Source organism: Methylobacterium fujisawaense, from assembly GCF_014138435.1.
Taxonomy (GTDB): domain Bacteria; phylum Pseudomonadota; class Alphaproteobacteria; order Rhizobiales; family Beijerinckiaceae; genus Methylobacterium; species Methylobacterium fujisawaense.
In genome coordinates, this window is record NZ_JACJIM010000002.1 from 57866 (window position 1) to 70767 (window position 12902).

The following is a 12902-nucleotide window of genomic DNA, read 5'->3' on the forward strand; positions in this document are numbered from 1 at the left end:
CGGTCCCGGAGTGCTGAGGGGGTCAGAAGGCTTCGACGAGGTCGAGGGTCACGGTCCCGTACCGGGACAGCTGCAGGTCCAGGGCGCCGGTGTCGTCGCTCGCGAACCGCATCGTGCCGACCGGGGCGCCGAACGCGATCGGCGTGCCGGCGGGCAGGTCCGTGCGCAGCCACGGCCGGATCGCCACCCCGACGCCGCCGGGGATCGCCAGGCCGCTCGCCGGATCGGCCGGGTCGGCGGTGGTCAGGCCGACGATGACGTGCAGGCGGCCGCCGATCGAGAAGATCATCCCGGGCGCCAGGAGGCCGCCCCGGTCGCGCCGGATCGCGATGGCGGCGGCGTTCGCGGCCGCGTCCAGCATCAGGCTGAAGGCCAGCGGCGGCTGCGCGAGGCCGGGGGTCCGGTCGGTGACCGCGCCGCCCACCACCGGCTCGATCGGCCAGGGCGCCCGCGGCCGCTCGTACGGGCCGACGGACCAGAGCTGGGAGCGGCCGAGGGCGACGACCCGGCGCAGGGCGCAGATCCTGTCCCGGCCGTAGGCCGGGATCGTCAGCGCCGCCTTCCACCGGGCGGTGGGCGAGGCGACGAGCAGCTCGTTGCCCTCGAAGCTCTGGCCGCCGGATCGGGTGCCGCCGCGCAGGGACCAGTCCTCGGCGGACGGCACCAGGATTCCGGGCCACGGCAGGGGCGCCGCCATGCCGGCCTCAGGTCGCCGTGTCGGGTAGGGGCGGCCGGGCCCCTTCCTCCGCCGGAGCCCAGGCGTAGGCCGAGGCGTCCAGGGCGACGAGGTCGAGCTTGACGCCGGTCAGCGCGTTGCCCGCCATCGCCAGCGTGCCGCGCATCACCGCGAAGGTCGTGTCGATGCCGAAGGACGGCAGGACCAGCCGCACGGTCGGCGCGCCGTAGGCCGGCAGCCCGGCGGGCGAGAGCCGCAGGCCGGAGAGCCGGAAGCGCGGGTTGCCCTTCGCCATGGCGATCTTGGCGAGCCGGCGGGACTGGCTGTGCGAGGGCGCGCGGATGAAGCTGCGCTCGGTCTGGATCACGCCCTGGACCGCCTGGGCCGCTCGGTCGTCCCACGGGTCGCCCTCGGTGGGCTGATAATCGTGCCACGGGTCGGTGTAGGTGTGCTTGATCCGCGTGAAGGTGTTGTAGGCCTCGTCGCCCTCCTCGAGCTGGTCCCAGCCGAGGATCATGCGCTCGGTGATCGTGAAGGTCGGCGGCTGCCAGCGCCCGCCGCGCACCGCCACCCGGCCGTCGGCATCCTCGTAGATCTCGCCGTCGCAGGCCGCGAGCAGCCGGCCGAGCACGTCGGAGCGCGGCTCGGTGTAGTCGTAGCTGCCCCAGGACCGGTAGCGCGGCTCGGTCGTCGCCCCGTTCGGGTCCGGGACGACCAGGGCCACCGGCTCGTCGCAGACGTCGGCGAGGGCGATGAAGCTCGGCAGGTCGATCTCGTCGCGGGCGAGGCCGTAGCCGCTGTCGTGCATCAGGTAGTCGAGCAGCAGGAGCGCGGCGTTGTCGGTGTAGGCGTACCCGCCGGTGCGCGGGTCGTAGGACGGCGCGCCCGCCACCAGCAGCCGGACGTCCGGCGCGCCCTCGGGGAAGATCTGGCTGCCCTTCTTGAGCGGCGTGGCGACGACGACGCTGTAGCACAGCCCCTTGAGCCGCATGGCGTCGGTCCAGTACGGCAGCTTCAGCAGGGCGGCCGAGGCGGGCTGGTCCTCCGTGCCGGCATGGCCCTCGATCACGACCTTGCCCTGGTAGACGCTGTCCGGGACGAAGCCGCCGGAGCCGGCCCCGAGGCCGGTCTTCACGTCGCCGAACCAGTATTGCAGGATCTGCACCGGCCCGACGCAATGCACGGCGCCGCGGTACAGGACCGTGTTGGTGTCGTTGAACTTCAGCGTCTCCAGCGCGAAGATCACGCCGCCGAGCTTGGCCTGGCCGAGCACGCGCCGCCGCGGCGCCACCGCCTGCCGGACGGTGACCTGATGGTCGGCCCGCTTGTCGGAGCCGAGCAGGGCCTGGGCGCCGTATTGCAGGGCCACGGTGCCGACCGTCACGACCGCGTAGCCGACGACGAGTTCCGCGGTGGCGCCGAGCGCCAGCTCGCCGATCAGGGCGGCGCCGATCGCGGCCGGCATCAGACGCGCCAGGCCACGCGGGCCGGCCAGGGGCCGAGCGCGAGGCCGGCGGGGCTCTTCACCGCCCAGCCCAGAGGGCAGCGGATCGCGCAGGCCGGCCCGACGCGCGGGTGCGCGACGAGGCCGACATCGCCGGTGCGCGGGGATTCGGTGGTCGCGAAGCCGGCTTCCGTCATCAGTGCGCGTACCACGGTCTCGAAGCCGCCGCGGCGGCGGACCGTCCGCCGGGCGCCCAGCGCCGTGCGGTAGTGCCCGCGCAGGCGCGCGGCCGGATCGACGCCGCGGCGGACGCGGCACCAGTCGGCCATCACCAGCGAACAGTCGCAGGTGCCCCAGACGAAGTCGGCCCGGGCCGCAGCGCGCAGGAAGGCGCTCAGCTGTTGGTCTCCGGGATCTCGGGATTCCATGGCCGTCTCCGGTTGATCATCTGGGCGATGTCGAACAGGCCGGCATCGCCGGGATGGCGGCGCTGCTGGTCGGCGTCGGTCAGGTTGCCGAAGGGCGGCAGGCCCCGGCGGGAGAACCGGGTCTCGGCGGTGAGCTGGGCGGTCCAGGCGTCCGGCCCGGCCGCCGTGTGGGTCAGCCGGTCCATCACGCCGCGGTAGAGCGTGTACAGGCCGCCCAGCGGCGCGAGGTCGGCGCCGTAGAGCTGGAGGTAGACCCGGCAGTCGCGGCCCTTCACCGCGGTCCGGGCGTCGATCACGTCGCGGGCGATCTCCGGCCCGACGCCGGCGAGGGTGAAGGTCACTACCGGGGCGATGCCGCCGACCGCGCTCTCGATGTCCGAGACCGATCCCAGCCCGCCCAGGCCCTGCCAGTCGTGGCCGCCGGCCCGGAGCGTGCCGAACCCGGCATGGACCCGCTGCGGGGCGTCGCGGAAGTCGAAGAAGGCCAGGACCTCGGCGGTGATGGTCTCGCCGGCGAGCGCCGCCAAGGCGGCGGCGTCGAAGATCCCCATCACGCCACCCGAAGATCAGGCTGAGATATCGGCGCCGTCCAAGTCGCATAACTCGCCGAACCGCCAGCATCGCCATGCGGCGTTCGGGCCGACGATCTGTCATGATGTTGCGCGGATCCTGGGGACAGGATGCCGCTAGACTGACGATGGGAAGCCATGCGCCACATTATACTATCAGCGGTTGCCGGCATGTCTTTGTGCGCCTGTGCCAAGGCGCCGGATTCCATCGGCGCGGCGGCCGTCGATGAGACACGGTTCTCGGCCGCGTCCTGCCGCCAGCTCGCCGAATCGCACGCGCAGGTCACCGCGCAGCTCTTGGAGGCGTCGAACGCGCAGAGCGCGATTCGCCAGACGGATACGGCCGGCGTGCTCCTGACCGGGATCCCGCTCGGATCGCTGACCAACGACGATCTCGAACCCCGCATCGCGGCGCTGAAAGGCGAGCGGGACGCCCTCGCGCGCGCGGATCGCGCACCGGTGTTCCTGACGCCGGGCGCGGGGGTCAGCCGGCCCGCGGGTAACGCCGCTGGCCCTCGGCGACGATGCCGTTGATGTTCCGGCGGAACTGCTGATCGCGCTGCGCCAGCGCCGCGAGCATCTGCTGCGGCGTCACCCCCTGGGCGGAGGTGATCGAGATGGTGTCGCCGCCGATCGAGACCTGCGGGCCGCCGCCCGCGCCGCCGCCCGCGATCGGCACGATCCGGCCATCCGCATTCGGCACGAACAGCTCGCGCCCCATCTCGCCGACGGTGACCGGCTGCCCGGCGGCCACCGGTCCGCCATTGGCCCGGAACAGGCTGCCGAACAGTCCGGCGAGGCCGCCGCCCTCCCCGGCACCGCTCCGCACCGCGCCGCCGAACAGGCTTCCGAAGAGACCGCCGCTCGCGTTCGGCCCGGCGCTCGCCAGCGGCGCCGTGCCGAGCAGGCCGGCGAGCGGCCCGGTGCCGGTCAGGAGGCCGCTGAGCACCGACCGCTCCAGCTGCTTGGTGAGGTCGGTCAGCACCGAGCCGAACGACTTGCCGTTGACGATCGCCTCGGCGAGCCCGTCGGAGGCCGCCTGCGCGAAGAACCGGGCCGCCTCGGCGCTCTGGCGCAGGGCCTGCTGCGCGTTCTCGGTGGCGTCCCGGTAGCGCTGCATCGCCTCGGCGGCCGACAGGACCCGGGCGCGCTCGTCCGCGTCCAGGGCCGGATCCGCGCGCTTGCCGCGCTGCGCATCCTCCCGGGCCGAAGCCTCGGCCTTGGCCAGCGCCACCGCCCGTTCCCGCTCGACATTGGTCTTGCCGACGGTCTCCAGCTCGGCCTTCGCCGTGTCGCGGGCCTTGTCCAGCTGCTTGATCAGGGTCTCGACCGCGTCGAGGCTCTCGCCCTCGGACCCGCCGCCCCGGCCCCTCGGCACGTGCAGCGACGGCAGGACGGCCGAGCGGTCTGGGCCCTTGGGGCGGACCCGGACGGTCAGGGGCGCCGGCGGCCCCTGCTGCTCCGGATCGACGAGCCCGGTCGCGCGCCCGACCTCCTGGAAGAAGGTGAGCGGGTTGCCGGCGGTGAGGATCTTGCCGATCCCGGGGATGGAACCGACGAGGTCGCGCACCTTGCCGACCACGCCGCTCACCGTCTGGTAGAGGTTGGCGGCGACCTGCACGACGCGGGCGATCACGCTCTCGACGCTGAGGAAGGCCTGGTAGGTGTCGAGCACCGCGTTCGAGATGTCGCGCTGGATCGGCGCCAGGGCCGTGGCGAAGGTGTCGGCGATGTCCTTCGCCTTGGCGTCGAGCGCCCGGGCCCGCTCGACCTCGTCCTCGCCGACGATGCGCACGCCCGCCACGGTGGTCGCCGTGCTGGCGAGCGTCTCCCGCAGCTGGCCGGTCAGGTCGACGCCGCTGCGCAGCTGACGCTCGAAATCCGGGCCGAAGAAGTGGCCGGCGAGGTCGAAGGCCGCGAGGTCGCGCTGGTCGGCCCGGAGCTTGTCGATCAGGTCGAGCACGACCTTGATCTTGGCCTCCTGCGTGTCGGCGGCGTCGAACGACGCCTTGTCGGCGGCCGCGAGGTTGCCGGCGCGGACGTTCTGGGTCAGGCGCGCGTCGATCGCCGCGCTGTTCGCGCCGTCCCGGCCCTCGCCGATCCGGACCTCGCTCGCCGCCCGGGCGTGCTGGAGCGCGGCGGTGACCTGCTCGACCGTCAGGCCGAACTTCTCCGCATCGAGGGTGGCGCGCTGGAAGAAACCGGCGCCGACCCCGGCCTTCTCGGCCTCGCGGCCGATCCGGACGAAATCCGCGATATGCGCGCGCGCCGCCTCGATCGAGGCCGCCACGCTGTCGAACACGAGCTTGGCGGCCTCGAAGCCGAGGAACGCCGCCAGCAGGGTGTTGAGCGATGGGATCTGCGCGGCCACGCCCGCGATGGTCGAGGTGGTGGCCGACAGGCCGGTGCGCACGGCCGCGCCGGCGGTGTTCGAGCCGACGGCCGCGCCCGTAAAGGCGCGGACGACGCCCTCCAGGGTGGCCTTGTCGGCGGTGGCCGCGTTGGCGGTGGCGGACGCGATCGAGCGCACGTCCTGGCCGATAGCGGCCGCCGCCCGCTGGGCGTTGTTGGCGAGGCCCTGGAGCGAGGCGCCGAAGGTGTTGCTGTTGGCCGCGCCGCCCGACATGGCGACACCGATCGTCGCCATGTTGCCGACGATCTGCGACGCCAGCGTCGCCATCGCGCCCTGGGCACGGGAGGTGTCGGCCGCGAACGAGATGACGAGCGGTTCGGCCATGGGGCGTCTCCGGGGCGCGGCGTCAGCGGTTCAGGACGGATCGGGACAGACTGCGTCACGCCCTTGGGCGACGCGGCTGTGGTCAGGTGCTTGCCATCGCTGCGTTGCCGGGAGGTCTGCTGTGGGTGGATTTCTGCCCGTCCGCTTCCGCTCAAACATAAGGCGGAAGCGGACCTTCGAGAGCGCGCGTTATCCGCGCCGTGCGAGCGCCTGCCCAATACCGAACAACAGCATCTCGGATATGCGATGCAGATCGAAGTGGCCGCCCCTTTCAAGCGCCGTGTGCGCCGCGATGCAATGATCTGCAGCGACGTCTAACGTGTTGACAGGATCCTGGCTGAGCGAGGCAGCGGAGATGAAGGCGTCGCGGTGAGCATCGGTAGTGTCAATGTAAGCGCCACGACCTTGCATCGCACCAGTTTCATCGGGTGTGAGCGCCCCGCGGTTCAGCACCCAGCGGACCTCGTTCATATCCGTCAGGATCCGGAACTCCGCCGAGAATGGGCCGCCAGTCTGCCGGACGCGACGGATGCGCTCGAACACCCAATCGCGATCGTCTGGGTGCGTGCGTGCGAGGGCTGCTTCAAGGGGGAGCGGTTGGCCAGCGAGAGCGGCGTTGCCCGCCAGCAGGGCGGCCGCACCCTCATCGAGCACGGAGCGACCTGCAGCGACGTTCGTGCCCCAGGTGCCGATGAGCCCAGCTGCGCGTAGGGCAGGAGCCATCCCAGCTATGAAGAACATTTAGCTCCCTCCGCCGTGCCCACGTTCTCAACCCGATTAATGCTGCGCTGACAACGAGGGCGGCAACAAACCGCCTCCGACAAACAGGGTTCACAAGCTGCGGTCTGTTGCCGCAATCGTGAATTGCAATTCGGGATAGGGTTGCACGTTGGAGAAGATTGTTTTCTTGGCTTGGAACGGTGAGGGCGGTTCGCTCTCGGCACAAAAAGGTGACGAGAATGGATGGCGACCGTACCAAGAGCGCCCTGAAGCGCGTGGCGGAGGCGCTCAGCGTCAGCGAGGACGTGTTTCTGAAAGGCCACCCCCGAGGCGTGTCGCCTGCCACGGCCATATCGGAAGAATTAGAGCTTCTGAGGCTATTCGCGACGCTCACAGATCCTGAGATAAGGCGAACCTGTCTCCGGTACGTGCAGAACCTCGCCGCATCCTCCGACATGGCAGCTGGATAGAGGTTTTTGCTCGTACTTCGTGAAGCGGTCAGCGCCCTGCCCAGGATCCCCGAGCCGCCGCACGACGCCTAGGTGCGGGTGACGCTGACGAGACCATCGATGGGGGAGCAGGAGCGTCCACGCCCGCCTTCGACAGCTTGAGGGGCATATCTGTGGACGGGCGTGGCGGTCAGCCGAAGCCGACCACAGCACCGTAGATACGATGCCGGGCAAGCGCCCCAACCTATGAAAAGCTGGCCGGGCGAGCAGCTGAGAAAGCCAAGGAACGGCCGCTTTTGGGCAACGCCGCTAGCTATCGAGGCGACTGGGTTGGGTCGGAGACGGACCGTCCGCTTCCGGGTGATGGGCCGAGGTCCAGCTGCGATCCTCAGACGGCCTTTCGCGTAACGTCGGCTTGTGGAACGCCGTGCGGAGCAGCAGAGAGCAGCTATCTGCGATTCTGCAGGATAGCGGCATGCCTGTACTCAAGCGGGCTCATGCCGTGATGTTTCTTGAAGCGACGAGAGAAGTGAGCTTGGCTAGTGAAGCCGGCCTCGTAGGCGACCATGCCGATTGGCAGGTGGGCGCAAGCTGGATCCGAAAGGCGCTTGCTCGCAACCTCCAACCGTCGCCGCCAGATCCAGTCGGAGATGTGCTGGCCACGTTCTTGGAACAGCTGCTGGAGCCGGCGCAACGACACGCCCACGGCGGCGGCGAGTTGCGGTGGATCGAGGGTCTGGTCGTGGAGGTTCGCCTCGACATGGGCTTTGGCACGTTGGACGACGAGAGAGCCGTGGACAGGCTCCGGCACCTCCCGGGCGATGCGCTCGGCGAGGCTGGCGACGACGAGATCAATCCCTACCCCAGCCATGCGCTCGGCGACTTCCGGCCGCATCCGATCCGCCTGATCCAACATGCGCGTCAAGAACGAGCGGGCCAGGGTCGCTACAGGTTGGTGGCCTTCGACGGTCAGGCTGGCGAAGAGCCGGGCCGGGCCTAGCACGTCCTCTATCCGCGCCCGTGGAATCGCGATGGCCAGCACCTCGCTGTACCCGTCGTGCTCGATCGTCCATGGTGTGTTTGTATCGCGGATCGCGAAGTCGCCGGTTCCGTCCGTGCTTGATCGATCGTTCTGTTCTGCCTTTACGGTACCATTTAGCACAATACTCATGAAAAGATAGTCGGTTTTATGATTTTCGTGTCGTAGCGTTCTAGGTGTCGTCGAAGCCCTGAGATTGCGCAACGCGAATCTGGTAAAATCCAATCCGCCAATACTTATGCCGTCGATTGTGGCGTCAAACTGCCCATCGTCTAGAGATCTTTGTTCCATTGGGACGAGACGATCTTCGCAGATCTCGCGCCAATGCCGAAACCGGTCCTTTGGCAACAACCCGTCTGTCGAGAATATGGTCTTCATTGCCCTTGGGATATGTACGGCATTGATGTTTTTTGCAGCAATATTCCGAATGTCAGTGGCGCAAGCATTGGCTTTGGGTGCGGAATGCAGGCTGGAAGAATGTGAAGCGGAATTGACCACATTCTCGAAAGCATCGCGTGCTTCGAACGCATAACTGTATCCTGTCGGATATCCGATGGTTTTTCAGATACATGTGCCTGTCGGGATTGTGCATCGGACAATGAAGACGTGAGAGGCCAAGTCAAGCTGGCGCGTCGGTCTTCGCATAGGGGCGGTTTACGAAACAACGTGACATGCCGCGATCGCCCGTGCCCGTACCTGCAACCTGAGAAGATCTGCTTCCAGTGGGAGGAGATAGAGGCCTACGACCAGGTAGAGGTGGATTCCTGCCTGTCTCCTTTCAAGCGGCCGTGGTTGTCGACGGATCGCCGTTCCGCGCCCAAGCGAGCGATGCGTTTATTGCTGTCGCACATTATATACAATACACGCCCAGGCCTTCATTCCTCGCCACCGGATGGTGGCGGGGGGCGCCGAGGCCTCGAATGCAACCGTTTTTTTCGACAGAAAAAATCCATCCCCGGAACGCGTTTCGCCAGTGGCGCGAGATGGTCTGTGATCAGTTAGTCCAGGTGGAATTGAAGACCATCGACGAGACCCAGTTCAAGGGCAGCATAGCCGCTACGAATATCGGCTCCGTGCCGATTTCGCACTTCGCACACACGGCCATGCGCAGCGAAACGACGGCTGACGCGGTCCGGCGCGACGGCCGTTCCGATCGGGCCTACGCGGTCCTGATGCTCTCCGGCAGGGCTATTGCCCAACAAGGCGACCAGGAGGCGGAATGTCGGAAGGGCGACCTTTTCGTCCTCGACGCACGCCCAGCCGTCGTCCAGACGGAGACGGGCAGTACCCTGATCCTGGATCTGCCGCGCGATCGTCTGGAAGCCGCGCTGGGCCCATCCCGGCTGTTCAGCGCCCTCAGAGTCGACGGGGACCACGCCTCCACGACCCTGGCGCGGACGTACATCCAGGATTTGGTCGCGGTCGCCGATCGACTCGGCCCCGACGCGGCCGCCCGCATGGCATCGATCGGGATCGACCTGATCGTGGCCAGCCTCGCCGAACGGTTGGCGCAGGAAGTGCCGCGTCCCATACACGGCAACATCACGGTCCAGCGTGCCAAGGCCTATGTTGAAACCCATCTTGGCGATCCGAGTTTGGATCCACCACAGCTCGCCGCCGCAATGGGGCTGTCGCTACGCCGGCTGCAGGAACTGTTCCACGAGCGCAGCCGGCACATCTCCGATTACATCTGGGAACGCCGCTTGGAGGTGGCAGCCAAGCGCCTGACCGACCCGGCCTATGCACACCTGTCCGTCGGCATGGTGGCCTACGGCTGCGGCTTCAGCAGCCAGGCGCATTTCGCCCGCCGCTTCAAGGATCGCTACGCCATGAGCCCCCGTGAATACCGACAAGCGCACACGCAGGACGTGCGGTCGGTTGCGTCCGCTTTCAGGTCGTCGTCCTAGTCAGCTGAGTGGCCGTTTAGGGTTGCAAGCAGGCTCGGCGGCGAACGTTTCACGCCCGCCCCGCCGCCATCTCCTCCGCCAGCACGGCCAGGAACTCGTCCTCGCTACCCCCCGCCTCCGGCGGCCCGTGGGCTGCGATGAAGGCCGCCACCACGACGTGCCACTCGGCGAGCGTCATCCGGCGGACCGCCTCCGGCGCGAATCCCGCGACCGCCCCGGCGCCGTAGAAGACCGAGAGGTCGCCGGGTCGGCTGTCCCCTCCCCCTCGGCCGCGGCGTTTCCCGCCGCGTCGGCCACCTTCGGCACGCCGTTGACCGCCGCGGCGACGATCCGGCCGGCGAGCGGCAGAAACTCCATCAGCGGCTCGTCCTGGTAGCGCAGCACCAGGGCCGAGGCCGCGACGCCGCTCAGGCCGCCGCCTTCGAGACCCAGGCGGATCGTGTCCCACACGTCCCGGTGCGAGAACTGGTGCGTGCCGAGCCGCATGAAGATCGCCCCGATCCCGGCGCCGCACAGGCGCTCCAGCTCGGCCATCTCGCCGAGCCGCAGCTGGAACCGGCACGGCCGCCCGGCGAAGTCCGCCGTCACCAGCGTGCGGCCGGTCTCGGCCGCGCTCACGTCCACGCCCCCCAGGCCAGCGGGCCGTCGCCCCGGAACTGGCTCGTGAAGGCGACGATGCCGTTGTTGCTCTTGGTGATCTCGAAATTCTCGACGAACACCTTCCCCGACCACGCGCCGGCCCCCTGCCCGTCCTTCGGGTCGATCCGGAACTGGTAGGGCACCGCCGTGTCGCCGGTCGCGTCGGCGCGGAACTCGTCGAGGTGGTCGGCGGCGATCTGCCCGGCGATGCGGCCGCCCCAGGACCGGGAGGTCAGCACGCTCCTGCGCTCCGGGATGCCGGTGGGGTCGTCGCAATCGGCGACCGTGGCGTCCTCGTAGCTGTTCGTCAGCGTCAGGGTGATCGACGTGGCGAGGCAGACGAAGTGGTAGACGAGGGGCGAGCCCGCGCCGCGATAGGCGCGGAACCGGTTGCCGGGCAGCAGGGCGGGCGCGGCCATGGTCAGGTCTCCTCTCCCGGCAGCGGCCGGACGACGGTGGTGCGCAGATCCAGGAACACCGACTTCGCCTGGAGCGGGTCGATCACGTCGCCGGCCTGGACCACCTCGAGGGGCGTGCGCAGGCTGTAGGGGGCGGCGAGCGGCAGGTCGGGCTGCTCCAGGCCGTTGAGTGCCGCGATCATGGCGTCGGCGAGCAGCCAGCCCTGGTCCCGGTCGTAGGCGGTCGAGACCGCGTAGAGCCGCGCCTGGATCGTCCAGGCGGCGACGCAGCTCTCCGCGTAGCCGGCCCGCCGGATCGGGCCGAGATAGGCGTAGGGCGGCCGGGCCTCGGCCGGGTGCGGCTCGGCGCGGCCGAGACCGGCCGGCACCTCGTCGTAGAACCGCCGTCCCGCCAGCGCCGCGAAGCCGGCATCGGCCCGCAGCAGGGTCCGGACCGCGTCGCGCAGGGCGAGCTCCGGCGTGGTCGGCCGGGTCACAGCTCCGCCTCCCGGGCCGCCGCGCCGATCCCGTCGTCGAGGGCGCGATGCCAGTCCGCCAGGGCCTCGCGGGCCGAGCCGTAGAAGAACGGCTGGCCCGGCACGTCGGCCTCGTGCGACGGGCGCAGCCGCCGGCCGCCCTGCCCCGTCGTGTCGGCGAAGAGATCCGCATCCGCGTGCGTGCCGCCGGCATGGTGGCCGGCCTCGACCGCCAGGGCGTAGTCGGTGCCGGCCCGGTCGGCCGTGGCCTCGACCACGTAGAGATCGCCTGCGCGCCGGTAGCCGATGCCGTTCAGCAGCAGGCCGGTGTCCCGCGGAACCCGGGACCGCATCAGGTCGACCATCGCGCGCGCGGCCTGCTGGCTCGCCTGGTCGCCCCGCAGGGCGAGCTTCACGGCGAGTTTCGCGAGCTGGCCGGAGATCCGCTCGACCCCGACGACGCCGGCGACGGTGTCGATCAGGCGCAGGCCCGGGAGCAGGCCGGGCGCGCGGTCGAAGCCGCGCGCCGCGCCCGTCAGGCCGAGGGCGGCCTGTCCCTGCAGGGCCGCGCCGAGGGCGGCGGCGGGATCGACCATCAGGCGCCCCCGAGATCCGTGGCGATGGTGAGCTGGATCGTGCCGGTCCGCCGGTCCGGCAGGCCGATCCCGGTGACGTTGAAGTCGCGATCCCGGAGCGCCACGCGGTCGGCGTTGGTCACGGTACGGGCCTGGGCGCTGTCGCGGATCGTCAGGGTGCCGGTCTCGACGTTCTGCGCCCGGCCGCCCTGCGCCGCCTCGCGGGCGCCCTGCGGCCGGTAACTCGCCCAGAGGGTCATCACCGGGGCGTAGGCGCCGGCGCCGACGGGATCGCCGTCGGCGTCGGCCACGACGGCGCGGCGCAGGATCGTGGCCCGGGTGTCGAACCGGCCGGGATCCATCAGCCCCAGATCCGGTAGGGCGCGAGCAGGGCCTGGACGCCGAGCGGCAGCTCGGCCGGCTGGGCGGCCGTGGTGGTGACCGCGTCGCGGCTGCCGTAGAGGTGGCCGACCATCAGCAGGATCGCGTGCCGGATCGGCGCCGGGACTGTGCTGCGCCCGTCCACCACAGGGTAGCCGGCGCGCCAGCGCACCGTGACGGTGCCGGATTCCGGGTCCGGCGTCTCGTCGAGGAGGCCGGTGGCGGGCGGGCACGGATAGACCCGGTCGTCCGGATCGAGATTGACCGAGAAGTCGGTCTCCAGCACCTGCTCGCCGAGGGACCGCCCGAGCCAACCGTCCGGACCGTCGAGCCAGGCGGTGGCCACCTCGACGAGGCCCGCGATCAGGGCGTCCTCGTCGGCGTGATCGACCCGCAGATGCGCCTTCGCGTCATCGAGGGCGATGATCGGCGCGGGCGGCACCACCACGGTGACGAGCATCGGC

At 69.9% G+C, this 12902-nt stretch carries 16 protein-coding genes; 2 read left to right on the plus strand and 14 right to left on the minus strand.

Annotation, left to right across the window (positions count from 1 at the left end):
• Positions 1 to 22: 22 nt before the first annotated feature.
• The 4 genes from GGQ91_RS05165 to GGQ91_RS05180 are packed head-to-tail and all read right to left on the minus strand — an operon-like array spanning position 23 to position 3099.
• Positions 23 to 697, minus strand: a complete 675-nt coding sequence (locus tag GGQ91_RS05165) for a hypothetical protein (protein ID WP_182591518.1) — start codon at positions 695 to 697, stop codon at positions 23 to 25.
• A gap of 7 nt (positions 698 to 704) precedes the next feature.
• Positions 705 to 2141, minus strand: a complete 1437-nt coding sequence (locus GGQ91_RS05170; RefSeq protein WP_182591519.1) for a phage tail protein — start codon at positions 2139 to 2141, stop codon at positions 705 to 707.
• Positions 2141 to 2548 carry a DUF6950 family protein gene (locus tag GGQ91_RS05175; RefSeq protein ID WP_246410584.1) on the minus strand — a complete coding sequence of 136 codons (408 nt, stop codon included), beginning with the start codon at positions 2546 to 2548 and terminating at the stop codon, positions 2141 to 2143. Before GGQ91_RS05175 ends, GGQ91_RS05170 begins: the two co-directional genes overlap by 1 nt.
• A complete protein-coding gene (locus GGQ91_RS05180) occupies positions 2515 to 3099 on the minus strand; it encodes a hypothetical protein (RefSeq protein ID WP_182591520.1) in 585 nt (194 codons plus the stop codon). The genes GGQ91_RS05175 and GGQ91_RS05180 overlap by 34 nt, the downstream gene beginning before the upstream one ends.
• A gap of 156 nt (positions 3100 to 3255) precedes the next feature.
• Here GGQ91_RS05180 and GGQ91_RS05185 point away from each other — a divergent pair, with 156 nt between their 5' ends.
• Entirely contained in the window at positions 3256 to 3651 is a 396-nt protein-coding gene (locus GGQ91_RS05185) for a hypothetical protein (RefSeq protein WP_182591521.1), read from the plus strand.
• Here the strand turns inward: GGQ91_RS05185 and GGQ91_RS05190 are convergent.
• The 3 genes from GGQ91_RS05190 to GGQ91_RS05200 form a co-directional block, all read right to left on the minus strand.
• Complete coding sequence (locus GGQ91_RS05190) at positions 3602 to 5854, minus strand: hypothetical protein (RefSeq protein WP_182591522.1); 2253 nt, start codon at positions 5852 to 5854, stop codon at positions 3602 to 3604. The two genes, GGQ91_RS05185 and GGQ91_RS05190, sit on opposite strands and share 50 nt — an antisense overlap.
• Before the next feature lie 189 nt (positions 5855 to 6043).
• Positions 6044 to 6595, minus strand: coding sequence for a PAS domain-containing protein (locus tag GGQ91_RS05195; RefSeq protein WP_182591523.1), 552 nt, complete (start codon positions 6593 to 6595; stop codon positions 6044 to 6046).
• Between the two features lie 876 nt (positions 6596 to 7471).
• Positions 7472 to 8560 carry a helix-turn-helix domain-containing protein gene (locus GGQ91_RS05200; protein WP_343066758.1) on the minus strand — a complete coding sequence of 363 codons (1089 nt, stop codon included), beginning with the start codon at positions 8558 to 8560 and terminating at the stop codon, positions 7472 to 7474.
• A gap of 422 nt (positions 8561 to 8982) precedes the next feature.
• Here GGQ91_RS05200 and GGQ91_RS05205 point away from each other — a divergent pair, with 422 nt between their 5' ends.
• Positions 8983 to 9969 carry a helix-turn-helix domain-containing protein gene (locus tag GGQ91_RS05205; RefSeq protein WP_182591524.1) on the plus strand — a complete coding sequence of 329 codons (987 nt, stop codon included), beginning with the start codon at positions 8983 to 8985 and terminating at the stop codon, positions 9967 to 9969.
• A gap of 49 nt (positions 9970 to 10018) precedes the next feature.
• On the opposite strand, the gene GGQ91_RS28360 is transcribed toward GGQ91_RS05205, so the two are convergent.
• From GGQ91_RS28360 to GGQ91_RS05235, 7 genes are read right to left on the minus strand one after another with little or no spacing between them, the layout of a single operon-like run.
• Complete coding sequence (locus GGQ91_RS28360; RefSeq protein WP_281375004.1) at positions 10019 to 10147, minus strand: hypothetical protein; 129 nt, start codon at positions 10145 to 10147, stop codon at positions 10019 to 10021.
• The gene (locus GGQ91_RS05210; protein ID WP_182591525.1) at positions 10144 to 10587 is read right to left on the minus strand and encodes a GTA-gp10 family protein; all 444 of its coding nucleotides are present in this window, start codon (positions 10585 to 10587) and stop codon (positions 10144 to 10146) included. The genes GGQ91_RS28360 and GGQ91_RS05210 overlap by 4 nt, the downstream gene beginning before the upstream one ends.
• Entirely contained in the window at positions 10584 to 11027 is a 444-nt protein-coding gene (locus GGQ91_RS05215) for a phage tail tube protein (protein ID WP_182591526.1), read from the minus strand. Before GGQ91_RS05215 ends, GGQ91_RS05210 begins: the two co-directional genes overlap by 4 nt.
• A gap of 2 nt (positions 11028 to 11029) precedes the next feature.
• A complete protein-coding gene (locus GGQ91_RS05220) occupies positions 11030 to 11503 on the minus strand; it encodes a tail completion protein gp17 (protein WP_182591527.1) in 474 nt (157 codons plus the stop codon).
• Positions 11500 to 12078 carry an HK97 gp10 family phage protein gene (locus tag GGQ91_RS05225; protein ID WP_182591528.1) on the minus strand — a complete coding sequence of 193 codons (579 nt, stop codon included), beginning with the start codon at positions 12076 to 12078 and terminating at the stop codon, positions 11500 to 11502. The genes GGQ91_RS05220 and GGQ91_RS05225 overlap by 4 nt, the downstream gene beginning before the upstream one ends.
• Positions 12078 to 12419 carry a head-tail adaptor protein gene (locus GGQ91_RS05230; protein WP_182591529.1) on the minus strand — a complete coding sequence of 114 codons (342 nt, stop codon included), beginning with the start codon at positions 12417 to 12419 and terminating at the stop codon, positions 12078 to 12080. The genes GGQ91_RS05225 and GGQ91_RS05230 overlap by 1 nt, the downstream gene beginning before the upstream one ends.
• Complete coding sequence (locus GGQ91_RS05235; RefSeq protein WP_182591530.1) at positions 12419 to 12898, minus strand: head-tail connector protein; 480 nt, start codon at positions 12896 to 12898, stop codon at positions 12419 to 12421. Before GGQ91_RS05235 ends, GGQ91_RS05230 begins: the two co-directional genes overlap by 1 nt.
• Between the last annotated feature and the right edge of the window lie 4 nt (positions 12899 to 12902).